Origin of the sequence: Stenotrophomonas sp. SMYL89 (assembly GCF_036319985.1) — a bacterium.
Classification (GTDB): Bacteria; Pseudomonadota; Gammaproteobacteria; order Xanthomonadales; family Xanthomonadaceae; genus Stenotrophomonas; species Stenotrophomonas maltophilia_Q.
The window spans coordinates 67,924-91,194 of the sequence record NZ_JAWIRW010000006.1; the positions used below are offsets into that span (position 1 = coordinate 67,924).

Here is a 23,271-nt window from a genome sequence, read left to right on the forward strand (position 1 = left end):
CAGAACGAAGAAGGGCGGCCTTTCCTCCTCGAGTTGCCCCACCCCCCGCCCCCCCCCCCCCACAAAACCCCCCCCCCCCCCCCCCCCGACTCTACAGAACGAAGAAGGGCGGCCTTTCGCCCGCCCTTCCATCGTTTTACTTCTTCTCGATGGCCGACTCGACCACCATGTCCAGCACGTACGCCTGCGACGGCGCATCGGCCGGCGGGTTCTTCACCTCGTAGCGCTTCACGCGCACCACGTTGCGCACGCCGTCTTCGTGGGTGTAGCCCTCGATGTTGCCGTAGAAGTTCTCGAACTTGCCTGGCTCGCCCTGCTTCAGGCCCTTGTCGTCGAACTTCACTTCACGCACCTGCAGGCACTGGTAGTCCGGGATCAGCGGGTGCGAGCACTTTTCGGTCTTCGCAGCCACTTCCAGGAACACGGTTTCGCCGGCGCCGCCATAGCGGGTTTCAGCGGTCGGTTCCGGGTTGAAGACCAGCACGTCGCCCTTGGCAGTGGTCAGGGTCAGCTTGCCATCGGCATCCTGCGTGGCCTTCAGCTCGCCCTGCAGGCGGCTCGACACGGCCTCGTCCAGCGCCATCAGCGCCTTGTCGGTGCAGGCCATCATGGTGGACGCCATCGCGCCCACGGTCAGCTTGCCGTCGGCCAGGGTGTAGCTGCCGCCCATGTGGTTGCAGGCGTTGCTGACCGACAGGCGGCCGTCGGCGAAGTCCAGGGTGACCGGCTTGTCTTCACGGGCGAACAGCGCGTCGATGCGCTTGCCGTCGGCACCGGTGGCCTGCTGCAGCAGCCAGTGCTGGCTCTGCAGGCGCTGCGCGTCCAGGTGCGCCAGCGTCTGCTGGTCTGCTGCCTTGGCCGCGGCCGGGGCCACGTCGTCGCCGCCGTTGCCGGCCGGGGCCGGGGTCTGGCTGCAGGCGGCCATCAGGGCCAGCGGGAGGAGCAGGGTGAGCTTGCGGTTCATGGTGATTCTCCTTGGGGGAACCGTGGGGGAAACGGGGTGGGGCCGGCAACGGGGTTACCGTGCCCCGGCGCTGTTCAGCTGCCGGAAGGCAACCACAGCAGCAGCGCCGCGCCCAGCGCGATGCGGTAGATGGCGAAGGCGGTGAACTTGTGCGACTTGATGTAGCCCATCAGCCACTTCACTACGACGAAGCCGGTGACGGCCGCGGCAAGGAAGGCCACGCCCACCTCGGTCCAGTTCTCGCTGCCCAGCTGCCCGGCCCTGGCCATCTCCAGGAAGGTGTAGGCGCTGGCGGCGAACATGGTAGGGATGCCGACCAGGAACACGAACTCGGCGGCGGCGGCACGGCGGCTCAGGCCCAGCAGCATGGCCAGGAAGATCGCCGAGGCCGAGCGCGAGGTGCCCGGGAACACACCGGCCACCACCTGCGCCAGGCCCACGCCGATCGCTACCGTCCAGGTCACCTGATCGCGGTCGGGCAGGCGCGCGGTGTAGGCCTCCACCAGCAGCATCCAGACGCCACCGATGATCAGTGCCCAGGCCACCGGGCTGACCGTTTCCGGCAGCGACCAGCCGGCCTTGCGCACGACCAGGCCGACCACCGCGGTGACCAGGAAGGCGGCCCCCAGCTTGAACACGTACTCGCGGTTCTCGCGCTGGTTGAAGCCGGTGGCCAGCTGCAGCAGGCGCTGGCGGAACACCAGCACCACGGCCACGATCGCGCCGGCCTGGATGACGATGTTGAAGAAGTCCGAGCGGGCCCCCAGCCAGTGCTGGGCGATGAGCAGATGGCCGGTGCTGGAGATCGGCAGGAATTCGGTCAAGCCTTCGAGGATGCCCAGCAGCAGGGCGGAGAGCAGGTCGGACATGGACGGTGCGTGCACGCGCGGCGGAAGGAAGAAGGTCGAGAGGATAGACGATCCCTGCTGCACCAAACGGGTGCGTCTGGTGACCGGCGCACCCGTTTGGTGCGCCCCGCTCTGCACCCGCACGGGGCGGTCTTTTTGAAATCAATGACTTGCGGCATCTGAAAAGTTGGCACGGTCATTGCTGTACCTCAGCAGGCATTCATCCCCATCCGAGGTCGTACCGATGTCCGTGGAAAACGTTGAGAAGCTGATCAAGGACAACCAGATCGAGTTCGTCGATCTGCGCTTTGTCGACATGCGTGGTGTCGAGCAGCACGTGACCTTCCCGGTCAGCATCATCGAGCCGTCGCTGTTCGAAGAAGGCAAGATGTTCGACGGCAGCTCGATCGCCGGCTGGAAGGGCATCAACGAGTCGGACATGGTGCTGCTGCCGGATACCGCCAGCGCCTACGTCGACCCGTTCTACGCCGATCCGACCATCGTGATCAGCTGCGACATCCTGGACCCGGCCACCATGCAGCCGTATGGCCGTTGCCCGCGCGGCATCGCCAAGCGCGCCGAGGCCTACCTGAAGTCCTCCGGCATCGCCGAAACCGCGTTCTTCGGCCCGGAACCGGAATTCTTCATCTTCGATTCGGTCCGTTTTGCCAATGAAATGGGCAACACCTTCTTCAAGGTCGATTCCGAAGAAGCCGCTTGGAACAGCGGCGCCAAGTACGACGGCGCCAACAGCGGCTACCGTCCGGGCGTGAAGGGCGGTTACTTCCCGGTTCCGCCGACCGACACCCTGCACGACCTGCGCGCCGAGATGTGCAAGACTCTGGAACAGGTCGGCATCGAAGTGGAAGTGCAGCACCACGAAGTGGCCACCGCCGGCCAGTGCGAGATCGGCACCAAGTTCAGCACCCTGGTGCAGAAGGCCGACGAACTGTTGCGCATGAAGTACGTCATCAAGAACGTCGCGCACCGCAATGGCAAGACCGTCACCTTCATGCCCAAGCCGATCGTCGGCGACAACGGCAGCGGCATGCACGTGCACCAGTCGCTGTCCAAGGGCGGCACCAACCTGTTCTCCGGTGACGGCTACGGCGGCCTGAGCCAGCTGGCGCTGTGGTACATCGGCGGCATCTTCAAGCACGCCAAGGCCATCAATGCCTTCGCCAACTCGGGCACCAACAGCTACAAGCGCCTGGTGCCGGGCTTCGAAGCGCCGGTGATGCTGGCCTACTCGGCCCGCAACCGCTCGGCCTCGTGCCGCATTCCGTGGGTGTCCAACCCGAAGGCACGCCGCATCGAAATGCGCTTCCCGGACCCGATCCAGTCCGGCTACCTGACCTTCACCGCGCTGATGATGGCCGGCCTGGACGGCATCAAGAACCAGATCGACCCGGGCGCACCGAGCGACAAGGACCTGTACGACCTGCCGCCGGAAGAAGAGAAGCTGATCCCGCAGGTCTGCTCCTCGCTGGACCAGGCGCTGGAAGCGCTGGACAAGGACCGCGAGTTCCTGAAGGCCGGTGGCGTGATGAGCGACGACTTCATCGACGGCTACATCGCGCTGAAGATGCAGGAAGTGACCAAGTTCCGCGCGGCCACCCACCCGCTGGAATACCAGCTGTACTACGCCAGCTGACCGGATGCGATGGCGGTGGGCTTCCCCCTCCCACCCGCCGCCATCGCTTCCGTTTTCGCGGCTGGGGAGCCGCAAGGCGGGCGCAGGCCCGCCGTTGTAGAGCGGACGGTGGTAGAGCGGACTGTTAGTCCGCTGAACTTCAATCCGCTTATCCAGGGGCAAGAGAGAGACCGGATACGCGACCAGGGCCGCCCTCCCTCCCGCGTCGGTCGTGCAAGGAGAGAGGCACGGCCGTCCCGGCCCTGTACGTGTCCGGTGCAACAGCCACGGCCATCACCCTGATGGCCGCTGGTTGCCTGATGCCAACGCGCGCTGGCGCGCTGGCCCCATCCACCATCGGGACATGCGCATGAAACTGATCTCCGCCATCATCCGGCCGTTCAAGCTCGACGAGGTCCGCGAGGCCCTGTCCGACGCAGGCGTGTCGGGCATCACCGTGACCGAAGTGAAAGGCTTCGGCCGCCAGAAGGGCCACACCGAGCTGTATCGCGGCGCCGAGTACGTCGTCGATTTCCTGCCCAAGATCAAGATCGAAACCGTGGTCACCGACGAACGTGCCGATGCGGTGATCGAAGCGATCCAGTCGTCGGCAGGCACCGGCAAGATCGGTGACGGCAAGATCTTCGTCACCGCCGTCGAACAGGTCATCCGCATCCGCACCGGCGAAATCGGTGCCGACGCGCTGTAACCCCCTTCCGGAGACTCCCCCATGAAGATGCGCTTTCTCACCGGGTGGCAAGCCCGGTTCCATGTCGTGTGGCTGTTGATGCTGCTCAGCGCGTTCGCCGTCGGTGCGTGGCCGGGCAGCGCCCATGCCCAGGCACAGGTGTCGCCGCTGCCGAGCGAAACCGTTGCGGTCGAACCGCTGCAGGACCCTGCAGCTGCAGCCGCTGCGCCGGCCGTGGCCGAAGCGGCCGCCGCCTATGATCGTGGCGACGTGGCCTGGATGCTCACCTCCACCCTGCTGGTGCTGATGATGGTGGTGCCGGGCCTGGCCCTGTTCTACGGCGGCCTGGTGCGTTCGAAGAACGTGCTTTCGGTGCTCAGCCAGATCCTGGTGGTGTTCTCGCTGGTGCTGCTGCTATGGGTGGCCTATGGCTACAGCGCGGTGTTCAGCGCCGGCAATCCGTTCTTCGGCTCGTTCACCGAATTCGCCTTCCTCAAGGGCTTCACCCCCGAGTCGGTGGGCAACACGCCGATCAAGGGACTGCCGGACTATCTGTTCGTCGCCTTCCAGTCGACCTTCGCCGGCATCACCACCGCGCTGATCGTCGGTGCCTTCGCCGAGCGCATCAAGTTCCGCGCGGTGCTGCTGTTCTCGGCGCTGTGGTTCACCCTCAGCTACATCCCGATGGCCCACATCGTCTGGGGTGGCGGCTACCTGGGTGAACTGGGCGCGATCGATTTCGCGGGCGGCACCGTGGTGCACATCAACGCCGGTGTGGCCGGTCTGGTCGCTGCCTGGTTCGTCGGCAAGCGTCTGGGCTATGGGCAGACCGCGCTGAAGCCGCACAACGTGCCGTTCACCTACATCGGCGCGATGCTGCTGTGGGTGGGCTGGTTCGGCTTCAACGCAGGCTCGGCGGCAGCGGCCGATACCGTGGCCTCGCTGGCCTTCCTCAATACCGTACTGGCCACGGCAGCGGCCGTGCTCGGCTGGACGCTGGTGGAAGCGATCAGCAAGGGCAAGCCGTCGGCACTGGGTGCCGCCTCGGGCGCGGTGGCCGGCCTGGTCGGCATCACCCCGGCCTGCGGCACCGTCGGCCCGCTTGGCGCGATCATCATCGGCTTTGTCGCCGGCGTGGTCTGCGTCTGGGGGGTGACCGGTCTCAAGCGCCTGCTGAAAGTGGACGACACCGCCGACGTGTTCGGTGTGCACGGTGTCGGCGGCATCGTCGGCGCGATTCTCACCGGTGTGTTCAGTGCACAGTCGCTGGGTGGCACCAAGGCCGATCTGGATATCGGCCATCAGGTCTGGGTGCAAGTGGTCAGCGTGGGCCTGACCGTGGTGTGGTCGGCGGTGGTGACCACGCTGATCCTGCTGGTGGTGCGCAGCGTGGTCGGCCTGCGCGTGACCGAGGAAGCCGAGCGCACCGGTCTGGACGTCACCTCGCACGGCGAATCGGCCTACGAGGCCTGACCGGTTTCACGGTTTCAAGGGCGTCCCGCCACTGCTGCGCTGCACGCAGTGGCGGGCGTCAGGTACAGGTTTTCCTTGTGCCACCGGCATCAGTCGACGCAATGACGGAGCTCTGCTGGTTCCAGTGTAGATCCAGGGCTCTGCCCGCTGGCGGAATACCCTCCGTCAGACATCACACTTTGCCTTGAAGGCTTGCGCCAGCGTGGTTCGCTGGTGCTTTTTCCTGCCACACGATTCCCTTACAGTGCTGCCTCTTCCAGCCGCATCTTCGTCGGTCTGGCAGTCATCAGCAGGGAAAAGCATCGTGGAACAGGGACGTAAAGTACGCAGCCGGGTGTTGCAGTGGCGGTTGTCCGTGGGCGTGGCATTGGCCATCACTGGCCTCCAGGCGCCGGCATGGGCACAGACGGTGTCACCGGAGCAGGAACTGCTCCGGCAGCAGGAGCGCGAGCGCGTGCTGCGTGAACAGCAGGAATCCACACCGGATGTGCGCCTGCAGCCAGCCACCGAAGACCTCGGCCGCCTGCCGGTTGATGAGTCGCCCTGTTTCACCATCACCACCATCGCGCTGCAGGGCGAGCTTGCCGACCGCTTCCGCTGGGCGCTGGCGGCAGCCGATCCCCGCAGCAATCCCGCCACCGGGCGCTGCCTGGGTACGGCGGGCGTGGACATCGTGATGAAGCGCGTGCAGAACGCGATCATCGAGCGCGGCTACGTCACCACCCGCATCCTTGCCGCACCACAGGACCTGAAGACCGGCGTGCTGATGCTCACGGTCGTGCCAGGGCGGGTCAACGCCATCCGCTTCGCGGACGGAGAAGGCCGTACCCCCACCCTCTGGAATGCGATGCCGGTGACGCGTGGCGAGGTGCTGAACCTGCGTGACATCGAGCAGGCGCTGGAGAACCTGCAGCGCGTGCCGACCGCCTCGGTGGACATACAGATCGCGCCACCGGCCGATGGCGCGGCCGCCAAACCCGGCGAAAGCGACCTGGTGATCAGCTGGAAGCAGGCGCGTCCGGTACGCGTCAACCTGACCCTGGACGATGCCGGCAGCCAGAGCACGGGCAAGATGCAGGCCGGTGCCACGGTGTCGGTGGACAACCCTGCGGGCCTGAGCGATCTGTTCTACGTCAACGTGGGCAGATCGCTGTTCAACGGCAGCGAACGTGGCACCGACAGTTGGGCGGCGCACTACAGCGTACCGCTGGGCGGTTGGCTGCTGGGTGCCAACGCCAGCAAGTACGACTATGAGCAGACCGTTGCCGGTGCGTTCGAGAACTACGTCTACAGCGGCTCCAGCCGCAATGCGGAACTGCGGCTGACCCGCATGCTGTTCCGCAACGCGCATGCCAAGACCAGCATGTACGCGCGTGGCTGGTACCGCGAATCGGACAACTTCATCAACGATACCGAGATCGAAGTGCAGCGCCGGCGTATGGCCGGCTGGGAGCTGGGCCTGGGCCACCGTCACTTCATCGGCAAGGCGACACTGGATGTGAACCTGGCGTACCGCAAGGGTACCGGTGCCTTCAACGCGTTGCGTGCGCCGGAAGAGGCGTTTGGCGAAGGCACGGCGCATGGCCGCATCTATACCGCGGACGCGCAGCTGGTCCTGCCGCTGCAGTGGGGCAAGCAGAGCCTGCGCTACATCGGCAGCTGGCGTGCGCAGTGGAACCGCTCGCCATTGGTGCCGCAGGACCGGTTCTCCATTGGTGGCCGCTACACCGTGCGTGGCTTTGATGGCGAAATGTCGCTGACCGGTGAGCGTGGCTGGTTGCTGCGCAATGAAGTGGGCGTGCCCCTGGGCGGCGGCGTGGAGGCCTACGTCGCCGTTGATCACGGGCGTGTCGCCGGCCCGTCCACGGCCCGACTGCTGGGCGACCGGCTCACCGGTACGGCCCTCGGGCTTCGCGGTGGCACCCGCCACATCAACTGGGATGCGTTCGTCGGCAGCCCGCTGTCCAAGCCGCGTGGCTTCCAGACCGCCTACACCACCTTCGGAATGAACCTGGGCGTCTCGTTCTGACGCCTGCACATGACCGGCCTGCGCAGTCCCCTGCGCGGCCAACACGATGCGGTACCGCGCAGCCTGCTGCGCATACAACCCAACAGCACCGAAAGGAATCAGCGCCGTGAACAAAGTCTACCGTCTGGTCTTCAACCGTACGCTCGGCGTCATGCAGGTCGCCTCCGAGCTGGTCAACGCTGCACACGGCGGGGTAGACCACCGCGGCGGCAATACCGTCGGCACCCTGCGGCCGATCAGTTTCGCGCTCTGGCTGGTGCTGGGCTGGGTGGGATTGGTGCAGCCGCTGTCCGCGCAGCAGGCGCCGGCCGATCCCGGCCGTATTGCCGCCGACCCCGGCGCACCGGCAAACCAGCGCCCGACGGTGATCACCTCGGCCAACGGCACGCCGCAGGTGAACATCACCACGCCCAGCGCCGGCGGTGTGTCGCGCAACACCTACCAGCAGTTCGACGTCGGCCAGCAGGGTGTCATCCTCAACAACTCGCGCGGCGACGTGCAGACCCAGCTGGGTGGCTGGGTGCAGGGCAATCCGTGGCTGGCCACCGGTACCGCGCGTGTCATCCTCAACGAGGTCAACAGCAGCAACCCCAGCCACCTCAATGGCTACGTGGAGGTCGCGGGTGCGCGGGCGCAGGTGGTCATCGCCAACCCGGCCGGCATCCAGGTCAATGGCGCAGGCTTCCTCAACGCCAGCCGGGTGACCCTCACCACCGGCACGCCGATCGTTACCAATGGCGTGCTGGACGGGTATCGCGTGGAAGGCGGCAGCATCGGAGTCGGTGGTGCAGGCCTGGATACCAGTCGCGCCGACTACACCGACATCATCACCCGTTCGTTGCAGGTCAACGCCGGCATCTGGGCCAACCAGCTGCAGGCCAGCCTGGGAAGCAACGTGGTCAGTGCCGATCACAGCAGTGTCCAGGCGCAGAAGCCGGCTTCTGCGGCGCCCGTCTTCGCGCTGGACGTGGGCGCACTGGGCGGCATGTACGCCAATCGGATCTGGCTGGTCGGCAACGAACACGGCGTGGGCGTGCGCAACGCCGGCAAGATTGGCGCGCAGGCCGGTGAACTGGTGGTCACCGCCGATGGCCGGCTGGAGAATGTCGGCGCGATGCATGCGCAGCAGGACACCCGCATCGACGCCAGCGGCGGGATTGCCAATGCCGGCACGCTCAGTGCCGAGCGCGAGCTGCGCGTGCAGACCCCGGTAGACGTCGACAATAGTGGTGGCACGCTCAATGCGCGCCGCATCGAAGTGAACGCCGATGCGCTGCGCAATCGTGGCGGCAGCATTGAACAGCTCGGAACGCAGGCGCTGCAGCTGCAGGCGGCCGATGTCAGCAATCTGCAGGGCCGCATCGGCAACGTGGCCAGCGTCTCGCCGGGTACCGGCACCGGTACCCCGCCTGGCACCGGTACGCCCGGAACCGGGACGCCGGGCACCGGCACGCCCGGCACGGGTACCCCGGGCACCGGCTCTCCGGGCACCGGCACCCCGCCGGTCACGCCGCTCCCGCCCCTGGCAACCGGCATGCTCAACATCGCCGGAACCCTGAGCAACGACGGTGGCCGCATTGAAGCCAGCGGTGACCTGCAGCTCAGCGCCCGCAACAGCCTCGACAACAGCGACGGTACGCTGGGCGCCAGTACCCTGCAGGTACAGGGACAGGCGCTGCGCAACATGCGCGGCACCCTGCAGGTCCAGGGTGCGGCCAGCGCGCAGGTGCAGCAGCTGGACAACAGCGCCGGCCGCATGACCTTCGCCCGTGGCTTCGAGTTGAAGGCGCAGTCGGCGATCAATCGTGGCGGCAGCCTTGCCCACGGTGGCAGCGCGGCGACGACCTGGACGATCGGTCAGCTCGACAACGGCGAGGGCAGCATCTCCAGCAATGCCACGCGCCTGGGTCTGGACATCGGCACCCTGGTCAACACGAAGGGCAACATCAACCACGCCGGCAGCGAAGGGCTACTGCTGCGAGCGGAGGTACTGGAGGGTGTACAGGGCAGCATCGCTACCGCAGGCGCGGCAGACCTGCTGCTGGGCCGTGCCGACCACCGCGGCGCGCAGCTGGTCGCCCGCCAGCTCGAGCTGACGGCACGGGATTTCGACAACCGTGGCGGCCGCGTGCTGTCCACCGGCCAGCAGGCCAGTACGCTCAGCGTGCGCAATCATCTGGACAACAGCGACGGTGGCCTGCTGGCCAGCAATGCCGACCTGCAGATCGACGCAGCATCCTTTGGCAATGCCGCAGGTACCGTGCAGCAGGCGGGTACCGGCAACCTGCGCATCACCACCGCCAACCTGCAGGGCCAGGGCGGCACCGTCCTCAGCAACGGTACCCTGCAGCTGCACGGCGATACCCTCAACCTGCGCAATGGCACCACCGCTGCACAGCGCATCGATGTACGTGCCGGCGACCTGACCACCGCGGGCGGCACGCTGACCTCGACGGGCAGTGATGCATTGCGCCTGCAGGTCGCGCGCACCCTGGACAACAGCGGCGGCACCGTGGGTGCCAATGGTGCGCTGGACATCAACGGCGGCACCGTCATCAACGATGGCGGCAAGCTGATCGCCGCAGGCACCGGCACCAGCCGCATCCATGCCAGCCAGCGGCTGCAGAACCAGCGCGGCCTGCTGTCCGGCAATGGCGACCTGGACATCACGGCCGATGGCCTGCTGAACGAGGGCGGCAGCATCGACCACGCCGGCACCGGCACGCTGAAGATCAACGCGACCTCGGTGCAGGGGACCGGTGGCAGCATTGCCAGCAACGGTCAGCTGCAGTTGAGCGGGCAGCAGCTGGACCTGCAGAAGGGCAGCACCCGCGCCCATGACGTGAAGATCGATGCTGCCGGGCTGGACATCAGTGGCGGCAGCCTGCTGTCACTGGGCGAAAATGCGATGCAGCTGCAGGTGCAGGGCCTGCTGCGCAACGACGGCGGCAGCATCAGTGCCAACGGCGCCCAGCAGATCCACGCGGGCGCGCTGTCCAACCGCGGCGGCGCGCTCAACTCGGCCGGTACCGCGGCGTCGCAGATCCGGGTCGACGGCACGCTCGACAACAGCGGCGGCAGCATTGCCAGCAATGCGGGCAACCTGCAGCTGCAGAGCGGCGCCCTGATGAACGCAGGTGGCACGCTCAGCCATGCAGGTACCGCCGGCCTGGTCATCGACACCGGGCGCCTGGACGGCGCGAAGGGACAGATCGCCACCGCCGGCGCACTGCAGCTCAACGCGGCCGAAGTCGATCACCAGGGCGCGTCGCTGACCGCCACGCAACTGGACATCACGGCAGCCGGGTGGAACAACCGGGGCGGACGCATCGTCGCCACTGGCACCGGCAGCAATACGCTGCGCGTGCAGGGCACGCTGGACAACGGCAATGGCGGCACCCTCGCCAGCAACGGCAACCTGGATATCCACGCGCGCACCTTCGGCAATGCCGGGGGAACCGTGCAGCAGGCCGGTTCCGGCAGCCTGGCCATCACCACGCAGGACCTGACCGGTGCCGGCGGCACCCTGCTCAGCAATGGTTCGCTGGACCTGCAGGGCGACAGCCTCGATCTGCGCGAGGGCACCACGACGGCGCAACGCATCAGCATCGATGGTGACAGCGTGATCACGGCAGGTGGTCAGTTGAGCGCGCTGGGCGCCCAGCCCCTTCAGCTGCAGGCCCGCAGCCTGCTAGACAATACCGGCGGAACGCTGGGCAGCAATGGCGCCATCGACGTACGCGCAGGGCGCTTTGTCAACGACCATGGCAAGCTGATTGCGGCCGGTGAAGCGGCCTCTGCGATCCGGGCTGCACAGCTGGAGAACCGCAGCGGCTCGATCTCTGCCAACGGCAACCTGCACATCGAGGCGGAAACACTGTCGGGCCAGGGCGGGAGCATCGGTACTGCCCGCGCGCTGGATCTGCAGGGCGGGTCGTTGGACCTGCGCGGCGGTACCGTGGCGGCCGAGCAGCTCGACATCGTGGCCGGCAGCCTGGACAACAGTGCGGGTGCGCTGCGCGCTACGGGCAGTGGAACGCTGGCGATGCAGATCAGCGGTCGCTTGGCCAACGACGCTGGCACCATCGCCAGCAACGGTGCCCAGAACATTCAAGCCGGCGAGCTTTCCAACCGCGGCGGCACGCTCAGTTCGGCAGGCAGCGCTTCCACCGAGCTGCACGTGGATGGCCTGTTCGACAACAGCAACGGCGTGCTGGCCAGCAATGGTGCGGCGCTGAAGATCGACGCCGGCAGCATGGCCAACGTCAAGGGCACGCTCAGCCATGCCGGCAGCCAGGGCCTGCTGCTGCGCACCGGGCAACTGGATGGCCAGGGCGGCACCATCGCCAGCGCGGGCGCCATCACCCTGCAGGCGGGCAGCGTGGACCATCGCGGCGCCACCCTGCAGGCCGAGCGCATCGCGCTGGACGCACAGTCCTTCGACAACCGGGCCGGCAAGGTCATGGCGACGGGTGCGGAGGGCAGCCGGATCGACGTGGTCGGCAGCCTGGACAACGGCGGGGGTGGCCTGCTGGCCAGCAATGGCGACCTGGGCATCCAGGCGGCGGTGTTCGGCAATGCCGGCGGTACCGTGCAGCACGCTGGCGAAGGCGTGCTGTCGATCAATGCTGGAACGCTCAACGGTACGGGCGGCACGCTGGTCAGCAATGGCAGCCTGCTGCTCAAGGGCACCACCACCGACCTGCGGGCGGGTGTCACCTCGGCCAAGCGGATCGAGGTGGATACCGGCACCCTGATCACCGCCGGCGGCACGCTGACCGCGACCGGCGGCGACATGCTGCGACTGAGCGCGCGCGAACGCATCGACAACAGCGGCGGCACCGTATCCAGCAACGGTGGGCTGGACCTGCGCAGCGCCGTGCTGGTCAATGCTGGCGGTACGCTGCAGTCCGCCGGCACCGCAGCGAGCCAGCTGAGCATCGGCCAGGACCTCAACAACCGTGGCGGCCGCATTCTGGCCAACGGTGGGCTCGGCATCACCTCAGGCAGCATCGACAACCAGGGCGGCACGCTGCACAGCGCAGCACGCCTGGTGGCAAAGGCCGATGGCCTGCTCGACAACAGCAACAAGGGCGTGATTGCCAGCGGCGCGGGCATGCAGCTGGCAGCGGCTTCGCTGGACAACCGCACCGGCAGCATCGAGCAGGCGGGCGACAGCCTGTTGCAGATCGATGCCGACACGCTGCAGGGTCATGCCGGCCGCATCGTCAGCAATGGCGAGCTGCAACTGAAGGGCGAGACCATCGATCTCAGTGCGGGCACCACGGCCGCGCAGCAGGTCAGCATCGAGGCCGGCCAGCTGGACAACACGGCGGGTACGCTGAACGCTACCGGCAACCAGGCGATGTCGCTGCAGGTACGCGGCGCGCTGGGCAATGACGGCGGCACCATCGCTGCCAACGGTGCGCAGCAGATCAGCGCCGGTTCGCTGTCGAATGCGGGCGGTACCTTGAGCTCGGCAGGTACGTCCGACAGCCGGATCACCGTCACCGGCCGTTTCAACAACGGCGGCGGCACCCTCGCCAGCAATGCCGGCAACCTGCGTGTCGATGCCGGGCAGCTGGTCAATGCCGCGGGCAGCATCGTCCATGCAGGGAAGGGCGTATTGACCGTACAGGCCACCCAGCTGGACGGCGCCGGCGGCAGCATCGCCACGGCAGGCGGATTGCAGCTGGATGCGGTGACCGTGGACCATCGCGGCGCCACCCTCACTGCCGATCACTTCGCCCTCAACGCCGACCGCTTCGACAACCAGAACGGCAAGCTGCTGGCGACGGGCACGCAGGCCAGCACCGTGCAGGCCACCACGTCACTGGACAATGGCGGCAACGGCCTGATCGCCAGCAATGGTGACCTGACACTGACCAGTGCAGTGTTCGGCAATGCCGGCGGCACCGTGCAGCAGGCTGGCACCGGCATGCTGGCCATCAACACACACACCTTGAATGGCCAGGGCGGCAAGCTGCTCAGCAATGGCGCCCTGCAGTTGACCGGCGAAACCACCGACCTGCGTGACGGCACGCTGTCGGCTACCCGCATCGCCGTGGATACAGGCACGCTGCTCAACGCGGGCGGTTCGATCATCGCCTCTGGCAGCGAAGCATTGAAGGTGTCCGCGCGCGACAGGCTGGACAACAGCGGTGGCACGCTTGCCGGCAATGGCACGCTGGATCTGCGCAGCGCGCAGCTGCTCAACAACCGGGGCACGATCCAGGCTGCCGGCGGCGGTATCAGCACCCTGGCGATCACCCACGCGCTGGAGAATCGCGGTGGCCGCATCCTGACCACAGGAGACGCCACCCTCACCGCAGGCGCGTTCGACAATCGCGGCGGCATCGTGCACAGCGATGGCAGCAGCGCATTGACCGTGCGCGTCGACGGCCTGCTCGACAACAGCGACAAGGGCACCCTGTCTGCCGGAGGCGCACTGCTGGCCGAGGCACAGTCCATCAACAACGATGGTGGCACCGTGGCTGCTGGTCAGGACATGCAGCTGACCAGCGCCGATGCGCTGCGCAACCAGGGCGGCCTGGTCCAGGCCGGCAAGCACCTGCAGGTCTCGGCCAGCGGCCTGAACAACAACAGTGGCCGGATCATCGCCAACGACCTGCAGCTGGATACCCGCGGCCAGGCACTGGACAACCGCAGCGGCATCATTGCCAGCCTTTCCGGAAACGCAGAGCTGCGCAGCGGTGCCCTGGACAACACAGGCGGCCTGCTGCAGTCGGCGGCAGCCCTCAGCATCAACACCGCCGGACAGCGGCTGATCAATGCCGGTTCCAACGGCAACGGCATTGTCAGCAGTGGCACGCTGCAGATCCGCAGCGGCGATCTGGACAACCGTGGTGGCGCGGTGTCCGCCAAGGCCGGTGCCGACGTGCAGGCCATCAACATCGACAACAGTGGCGGCGGCTCGCTGGTGAGTGCGGCCGACCTGCTGCTGCGCGCGCAGCAGCTGGCCAACACCGGTGGCAGCGTGACCGCCGGTGGCAATGCCGACATCAGCTTGCAGGGCGCGCTGCTCAACAGTGGCGGCCTGGTGGCCGCGACCGGCCGCCTCGACCTGCAGGCCGGCCATGTCGACAACCGCAATACGCTCAGCCCGGGCAATGGTCCTGCACTGGGGTTGCAGGGCAAGACCCTGCAGGTGACCACCAGCAACCTGGACAACCAGAACGGCCAGGTGATTGCCGACAACCTCGTGCTGCAGGTGAACCAGCGCCTGGACAACAGCGGTGGCCTGGTGTCGGCGGCGCTGGGCTCCGATGTCCGCGCCGATACCCTGGTCAACAGCGGCGGCACCCTGGTGGCCGGCAGGCAGCAGACCCTCCGCACCCGCGAGATCATTGGTGATGGCCGGCTGATGTCGCAGGGTGACATGACTCTGGAGCTGGGCCAGAGCCACACCAACCGTGGCGAGATGGTGGCCAACGGCACGCTGAGCCTGTCCATCCAGGGCAACCTGGACAACACCGGCAAGCTGGCCGGCGCCAACGTCAACATCAATGCGGGCAACATCACCAACGCCTCCACCGGCGAGATCAGCAGCATCGGCCTGACCCGCCTTGCAGCGGGCGGCGCACTGGTCAACTACGGCCTGCTGGACGGCAACGTCACCCATATTACCGCCGCGACCGTCGACAACATCGGCAGCGGCCGCATCTACGGTGACCGCGTCGCCATCCAGGCAAGTTCGCTCAACAACCTGGCAGCCAACATCGGCGGCGTGGACCGTGCAGGTACCATCGCCGCGCGCCAGCGCCTGGACCTCGGCGTCGGCACGCTGACCAACAGCGGCAAGAGCCTGATCTTCAGCGATGGCGACGCTGCCATCGGCGGTGCCCTGAACGGCCTGGGCGCGGTAGGCAGCGCCCAGAAGGTGGACAACATCGGCTCCACCATCGAGGTCAGCGGCAACCTGGACCTGTCCGCGCTGGCGGTGAACAACATCCGCGAGAACGTGGTCGTGGAGAAGGTCACCACCGTGCATGCACCGGTGCGGCTGGAACAACCCGGCTGGTTCAAGAACGCCAACAACAACAACCGGGATTTCCGCGCTACCTCGAATTACCAGCCGTATGAGATCTACTACCTCAACCCGGCGGACATCCTCGAAGACACCCCCTATGTCACTCCGGATGGCCAGCAGATCCGCAAGGCGGTGATCCGGCTGTCCAGCAACACCAGCGCCTATGCGTTCGCCCGCGGTGGCGTGCATGGCGCACGCGCGTCACGTGAGCGCCTGAGCGTGCAGGACGGCACGGTCACGATCTATTACGTCAGCCGCGCCGACAACCGCAACAATCCCGATCAGCTTGGCGCAGGCGCGGAAGATCCCTTCCGCGATCTGTCCACCCGTGGTCCGGGGTCGCCGCCGATCGAGTACGTGACCGATACCCTTCGGTACAACAACGCCTACGGCACCTGCACCACGACCTGCGTGCAGATCATCACCTATCCGGACTATGACAATCCGGACGCGACGCTGATCAACATGCAGCGTCACCCGCAGGAGACCAGCGGCAACGAGAAGACCCGCATTGCCACCCGCACCACCGTGGAAGACGTGGTGGTTTCGGCAGGAAACAACGCCGTGATCAACGCGGGCGGCAGCATGCGGATCAGCACCGATCGGCTGGAGAACCGTTTCGCCAACATCGCCGCGGGTCGCGACCTGGCCATCGTCGGCCTGAACCGCGATCAGTCCGAGGTGATCAATGCTGCCGAGCAGCTGACCCGTACCAGCACCTTCGACAACCAGTCCATCACCTACGGTGGCTCCTCCAGCCGCTGGAAGGCGGCACCGATCACCGAGAAGACCGGCGCGCTGGGTTCGTCGATAACCGCCGGTGGCAAGCTCACCATCGATGTCGGCAACCTGCGCAACGACAACAACGGGGGCAGCAACCCCAACGCCGGTGGTGGCAAGGGCACCGCGCAGCTGGATACCAACGGCCGCGGTGCAGGTGCGGTCGGCCCCGGCGCGGGCAGCGTGCAGGGGCCCGGCCAGAGCACAGGCCAGGGTGCCGGCAGCGTGGACGCACAGGGGCCGGGCACCGCTGGCGCGGCGCAGGGCGCCAACGGTGGTCATCAGCAGGCGGTCGCCCAGACCGACGGCGTGCGCGCGGACGCGGCGGGTGCCCAGGGCCCGAGCCAGGCCGGCAACGCCGGGGCGGGTGCTGGCACGGCGCAGGACATCAATGCCGCCCAGGCCGGGCAGGCCAATGCCAACGGCCCGGCGGCGGTGCGCGCCGGAGAGCATGCCGGCAGTGGTGGCAATGCCGCAGTGGATGGCAAGCAGGCCACGACGACAACCGGTGCTGATCCGCGCGTGGTGATCACCACCAGCCCGAATGCCAGTGCACCCACCGCCAGCCTGTTCAATGTGGACGCCAACCGTGGCAACCACATCGTGGAAACCGACCCGCGCTTTGCCAGCTATCGCGATTGGCTCAGCTCGGATTACCTGCTGCAGCGCGCAGGCTTCGATCCCTCGCAGACGCAGAAGCGCCTGGGCGACGGCTTCTACGAGCAGAAGCTGGTGCGCGAGCAGATCGGCGAACTCACCGGCCGCCGCTTCCTTACCGGCCATGCCAGCGACGAGGACCAGTACCGCGCGCTGCTCGAGGCCGGTGCCACGGTGGCGAGCGAATGGGGCCTGCGCCCAGGCGTAGCGCTCACCGCCGAGCAGATGGCACGCCTGACCAGCGACATCGTCTGGCTGGTGGAAAAGGACGTCACCCTGGCCGATGGCTCGGTGGTTCGCGCGTTGGTCCCGCAGGTCTACCTGCGGGTGCTGCCGGGCGACCTTGGCAACGATGGCGCATTGCTGGCCGGCGCGGAGGTGGACGTCAAACTGCGCGGTGACCTGGTCAACAGCGGCACGATTGCCGGCCGGCAGCTGGTCAGCATCGATGCCGGCAACATCCGCAACCTGTCCGGCGGCCAGATCAGCGGTGCCCAGGTGGGCCTGTCGGCGCGGCAGGACATCGACATCATCGGCAGTACCGTCAAGGCTACCGATGCGCTGGCGTTGAAGGCCGGCGGCAACATCACCGTGGCCTCGACCACCACGGAATGGAAGGATCAGGGCGACCGCCTGTCGCAGCAGAAGACAACGCTGGATCGCGTGGCGGGCCTGTATGTCACCAACTCCGGTGGCGATGGCGTGCTGTCGGTGGTGGCCGGCGGTGACATCGGCCTCAAGGCTGCAGAGATCCGCAATGCCGGCAGCCACGGCATCACCCAGCTGGTTGCCGGTGGCAACCTGGACCTGGGTGCGCAGACGTTGGGCCAGAGCAGTGCGCTGAACCACGACAGCCGCAACCACACCAGCAACAGCCAGACCACGCATGCGGTGACGTCGATTGAGGGCGCTGGCGATGTGGTGCTGGCGGCGGGCAAGGACATCAACCTGGCTGCAACCCGCATCAAGGCCGATGGCGGCATGGCCCTGCAGGCCGGTGGCGATATCAACAGCCAGGCGCTGGTGGACAGCCGCAGCAGCGACTTCAATGCAGGTGGCAAGCGCAGCTCGCTGCAGATCAGCCAGAGTGATGAGACCGTGCGTGGCAGCCAGTTGCAGGCTGGCGACAATGTAGTGCTGAGAGCGAACCGCGATATCAACCTGACTGCCACCCAGGTTGCCAGCTCGGATGGCACGCTGAGTGTGGCGGCCGGTCGCGACGTCAACCTGCTTTCGGCCAACGAAACGCATGACTTCAGCCTGGACAGCTACGACAAGAAAAAGAAAACCCTGTCGAGCACCACCACCACCCGCCACGCCGAGAGCAGCGACAGCTACGCCATTGGCACCGGCCTGATGGGCGAGAGCGTGAGCGTCACCGCCGGCCGCGATCTGACCGCCGTAGGCGCGGTGGTTGATGCCACCGGCACAGTGGTCCTCGGTGCGGGCAACAATGTGCTGATCACTTCTGCGGAAGACCATCACAGCAGTGAGTCCAGCGAGACCAGGAAGAAGTCCGGCTTCACCGGTGGCTTCTCCAATGGAACCGCTTCGATCGGCTACGGCAGCTCGAAGAACAGCAGCAGTTCTGCCGAGCAGTCGACCACCCAGGTCGGCTCCGCCATCGCCTCGCGCGAAGGCAGCGTGCTGATCAACGCCGGCAACCAGCTGACGATCGCCGCGTCCGACGTGGCCGCAGGCAAGGACCTGACCCTGGTCGGCAAGGACATCAACCTGATTGCCCGCCAGGATACGGTGGATACCCAGGCCAGCCAGTCGAGCAAGTCCAGCGGGTTCTCGGTGGGCGTCACCTACGACCCGGCCAAGGCGTACCGCACTGCACGCGACAACGCCACCGAAGGCATGGCCGACAGTGGCACGATGATGGGCCGGATCACGCGTACCGCTGAAGGCGTAGCGGCCGGCGTGTCGGCGGCCGTGCTGCCGGCGATCACGGCCGGCAGCCAGCGCTCGAACAGCAACCAGAGCCACTCCACCAGTGACGCCCGGGTCAGCAACCTCAATGCTGGCGGCAATCTCTCGCTGATCGCCAATGGCGGCTCGATCACCAGCCAGGGTGCGCAGATGACGGCCGAGGGCAATGCTGTCCTGCTGGCCACCAAGGACATCGTGTTCGATGTCGCGCACAACACCGAGCGCAGTGACAGCGACAGCCGGGGCAAGGGTTGGGGTATCGCCACCAACTCCGCCGGTCTGCCGTTTGGCACCAACAATTCGCGCAGCGAGGGCGCCGGCCAGAGCGATACCATCACCGGCACACAGCTGTCGGTGGGTGGCGGTGTACGCATGGCCACCACAGAGGGCGATATCAGCCTGACCGCCGCCAACATTGCGGCGGAAAAGGACGTCAGCATCCGCGCTGCGGGCGACCTGACGATCCGTAGTGGGCAGGACACGGTCAGCAATGCCAACCGCTCGGACAGCAAGGCGATCGGCACTGTGCAGATCTCCGATACCGAGAAGTTCTCCGGCTGGCATCGCGAGCAGCATCGCGATGACAGCGCGCAGGTCTCGCAGGTAGCCAGCACCATTGGCAGTCTCGGCGGCAACGTCAACCTCACCGCCGGTGGCAAGTACACGCAGAGCGCCAGCAATGTGGTGGCGGCCAAGGACGTGAACATCACTGCCGCTGAGATCGAGCTGCTGACCGCTGACGAAAGCGGTCACTACTCGCAGAGCGACAAGGACCTGAAGATCGGCGCCTTCGCGCGGGTGAAATCGCCGTTGATCGATCTGCTCAACAACGTCGACGCCGCCCGCAAGTCCGACGACCGCCTGCAGAAGATGCAGGGGCTTGCTGCTGGTGCCAATGCCTATCAGGCCGCCAGTGCCATCTCCAGCATGGCCGGCAAGGGCGGAGGCGGGGCACTGATCAGTGCCGAGGCCGGCGTTGGCTTCAAGACCTCCAGCAGCAGTGCCGACGGCAGCAGCCAGGTCTCGCGTGGCTCTACCATCCAGGGCGGCGGCAACGTCAACCTGACCAGCACCCAGGGCGACATCCACGTGGTGCAGGGCAACCTGAGCGCGGGCAACACGCTCAGTCTGGATTCGGCCGGTGACATCCTGCTGGAAGCCGGCAAGGCGCATGTGGCCGACCGTAGCAAGAGCAGCAATGCCGGCGCCGAAGTCGGCGTGGGCGTTGCGGTGGGTGCGCAGACCGGTGTGTATGTCTACGCCGAAGCGAGTGTGGGCAGCAGCAAGTCCAATGCCGAGAGCAGCACCTGGCAGAACACCACGCTGACCGGCAAGAACATCTCGATGAAGGCCGAGGGCGATACCACCCTTCGCGGCGCGACCGCCACCGCCGACCGCATCGACGTCAAGACGGGGGGCACGCTGACCATCGAATCGCTGCAGGACGTCGCCGAGAGCATGTCCAAGAACAGCCAGGTGGGCGGCCGCGTGCAGGTCTCGTTCGGCACCGCGTGGAACGCCGACGGCTACGCCAGCGGAGGCAAGGCCAACGGTAGCTATCAGGGCGTTGGCCAGCAGAGCGGCCTGTTTGCCGGCAATGGTGGTTATCACGTGGATGCTGGCCACGTGAATCTGGTGGGCGGCGCGATCGCCAGCACCAATGCAGGAAACAGCGAGCTGACTGCGGATTCGCTGACGTTTACCGACCTGCAGAACCATATGGACTACAAGGCCACGTCGGGCAGCATCAGCGGTGGCTTCGGCAGCAGTGGCAAGGGCCCGACGGACAAGAGTGTGGGAGCGGTTGAGCAGCTGCAGGGTATCGGCAGCAGCATCAAATCCGGAACGTTCGGCGGCGTGGATGGTGTCGGGTTCGGCGGTGGACTGCCGATGCATGAAAGTGGCAGCGACAGTTCAAGCACGCGTGCAACACTGACCGAGGGTAATATCACCATCGGCGGCAGGAAGACCACAGCGGCCGAACTTGGTGTCAATACCGATGCAGCTGCGGCACACCGCGCGCTGGAGGCAATGCCGGATGCCAACAAGATGCTGGCCGATCAGCAGGCGATGGCGAATGCAGCAGGCACGGTACTGGCCACCAGCAAGCAGATCGCATCGGACATTGGCAGCTACGGGATCAACAAGATCACTGATGCCTACCTGGAAGGGAAGAGCGCCGCAGAGAAGGAGGCGTTTGCCAACCTCAGTTCCAAGGACCAGTACGCCGCCCTTGCCGGATTTGACAGCTCCTACCCTGATGCACTGGTCACGCAGCAGAAGTGGGCACCCGACGGTACCTACGGCCGTGCGCTCAACGCGGTCTCCACCGCGCTGGTCGGCGGCGTGGCAGGGCAGGCAGGTGGTCAGGTCATCCCGAACACACTCGCGCCCTACGCCGCTGAGCTGATTGGAAAGACATTCGATCCAAACAAGCAGAGCGCCGTCCCAAGTGAGGCGATGCAGATGCTCTCGCACGCGCTTCTTGGCGCGCTGCTTGCGGAGGCGAATGGGGGTTCGGCGGGTACCGGAGCCGCTGCTGCAGGAGGTGGTGAACTGGCAGCCAAATTCCTGGGTGACTACTACGCGCGGCAGAATGGCGGGCAGCTGACTCCGGAGCAGGAACAGCAGATCAAGGCATTGGGCCAGGCGGTCGGCGCGATGGCTGGTGGGATTGGTGGAGACGGAGCCATGGGTGCGGCGTTGGGAGCCACCATCGCCAAGAACTCCGTCGAGAACAACTACCTGAATCATGCAGAGCGCATGCAGTTCCTGGACGCCATGCTTAGCTGCATGAAGAGCGGGGAGCGTTGCGGCGAACAGAAGGAGCTGGCAGCGCTGTCGGATGCGCGCAATACGGCACTGATTGCAGCATGTACCGCGGCTGCCGATTCGCCTGCCTGCCGCGCAGAGCAGTCGAAACTGGGTGACGCCTATTGGTCACTTACCCAGAATGATTCCACCTATCTGCGATGGATCAACGACAATGGCCTTGATCTGGCCCAGGCGGCACTGACGAAGGGCAATGGTGGCCAGCTCGCCTCCGATCTGCTGACGCATACGTCTTCCCTGGATGCCCGTTACAAGATCACCTGTGCAGCGGCAGGGCGCTGCGATCCATTCACCGCCGGCATGCTCGCGTTGAATGGGAAGACACAGGAGGCGGCGGCCAACGCGGCACTGAATCTGCTGTTCGACAAGGCGGGCTCGGGAGCAGGCGTGGTGACCAACGCGGGTGGAATGGTCATGGACATGGCGAAGATGAATGCCATCTACATGTCCATTGAGAGCACCAAGCAGGCCTTGAACGACTTCCAGCGCATCGGTGAAATTGGCGGCTGGGGTGTCATGAAGGAAAAGGGCGCCGGCGCCTGGTCGTCCATTTCAGGCTACTTCGGGAACGGCTGGGATGCGGCGACCTACGAGCTGGGCCTGAACCAGAAATGGAACCTGGCCGATGTGGCCGCAAACGGATTCACCAAGGGGGACATTGGGCTGGACGTCGCATTGGCTGTGATCAGCCTGGGTGATGTCACCGCGATGCGGGCGGCCGCGAAGGCCAGGAAACTGGCGGCGTTGGAGTCAGGCGCCGCTGCAAAGCCGGTGGCACCCGATCTGGTCCCCCCGCGACAGCCGGCAGACGTCCCGGCGCCTGTGAACAAGCCGTTGGCACTGCCTTCGCCAGAGTTCAATGTTCCCAACGGTTACACGCTGGTCAAGAACGCCGATGGCACGGCCAGCGTTACTGGTCCGCGAGGAGGAACCTACACCTCGACCGGGAGATATACGGATGAAGGCAAGCCGATCTTCAAAGACAATAGTGGGGGTTACGTCACCTTGGATGGTGCGCGTTCATCGGTCCCCGCTCCCGTCGATTTCGAGTCTGCTCCCAAGCATCATATTTGCACCAATAAATGTCTTGTGGGGGCCAATGGAAAGGTCGCGTGGACCAAAGAGTACATGCGGTTCTTCGAAGGCGCAGGGCTTGATATAAACAAGTCTGTAGAGAATCTGGTTGCAGTCAAGGGCCATCGTGGGCCGCACCCTGAGGCATACCATCAGTACGTATATGATAATCTTGACAGAGCGACCAGTGGCTTGAAGCCTGGCACGGCAGCGTACAACTCTGCAGTCACAAGAACGCTGGAGAGGATGAAGGCAGAAGCGGTTATCGTGGGAAGTCAGGTCAACAAGTGGTTGACGAGGAGTTGAGT

At 66.1% G+C, this 23,271-nt stretch carries 7 protein-coding genes; 5 read left to right on the plus strand and 2 right to left on the minus strand.

Annotated elements, in window-relative coordinates; genetic code table 11:
• Nucleotides 1-136 precede the first annotated feature (136 nt).
• Nucleotides 137-964, minus strand: a complete 828-nt coding sequence (locus tag V3B41_RS09415) for an META domain-containing protein (RefSeq protein ID WP_197632188.1) — start codon at nucleotides 962-964, stop codon at nucleotides 137-139.
• 74 nt (nucleotides 965-1,038) lie between these two features.
• Nucleotides 1,039-1,833 (minus strand): undecaprenyl-diphosphate phosphatase, encoded by a 795-nt coding sequence (locus tag V3B41_RS09420; RefSeq protein WP_049429858.1) that lies wholly within the window; start codon nucleotides 1,831-1,833, stop codon nucleotides 1,039-1,041.
• Nucleotides 1,834-2,056: 223 nt separating this feature from the next.
• Between V3B41_RS09420 and glnA the strand changes: the two genes are divergently transcribed.
• The 5 genes from glnA to V3B41_RS09445 all read left to right on the plus strand — a co-directional run bounded on the left by glnA (nucleotide 2,057) and on the right by V3B41_RS09445 (nucleotide 23,269).
• The gene (glnA, locus tag V3B41_RS09425; protein WP_010487206.1) at nucleotides 2,057-3,466 is read left to right on the plus strand and encodes a type I glutamate--ammonia ligase; all 1,410 of its coding nucleotides are present in this window, start codon (nucleotides 2,057-2,059) and stop codon (nucleotides 3,464-3,466) included.
• 349 nt (nucleotides 3,467-3,815) lie between these two features.
• Complete coding sequence (locus V3B41_RS09430; RefSeq protein WP_004134334.1) at nucleotides 3,816-4,154, plus strand: P-II family nitrogen regulator; 339 nt, start codon at nucleotides 3,816-3,818, stop codon at nucleotides 4,152-4,154.
• 21 nt (nucleotides 4,155-4,175) lie between these two features.
• Complete coding sequence (gene amt, locus V3B41_RS09435; RefSeq protein ID WP_049429857.1) at nucleotides 4,176-5,606, plus strand: ammonium transporter; 1,431 nt, start codon at nucleotides 4,176-4,178, stop codon at nucleotides 5,604-5,606.
• Between the two features lie 361 nt (nucleotides 5,607-5,967).
• Nucleotides 5,968-7,635: a ShlB/FhaC/HecB family hemolysin secretion/activation protein gene (locus V3B41_RS09440; protein ID WP_238378714.1), complete on the plus strand. Its 1,668-nt coding sequence runs from the start codon at nucleotides 5,968-5,970 to the stop codon at nucleotides 7,633-7,635.
• Between the two features lie 106 nt (nucleotides 7,636-7,741).
• Nucleotides 7,742-23,269: a hemagglutinin repeat-containing protein gene (locus V3B41_RS09445; protein WP_329860827.1), complete on the plus strand. Its 15,528-nt coding sequence runs from the start codon at nucleotides 7,742-7,744 to the stop codon at nucleotides 23,267-23,269.
• The last annotated feature ends 2 nt before the right edge of the window (nucleotides 23,270-23,271 follow it).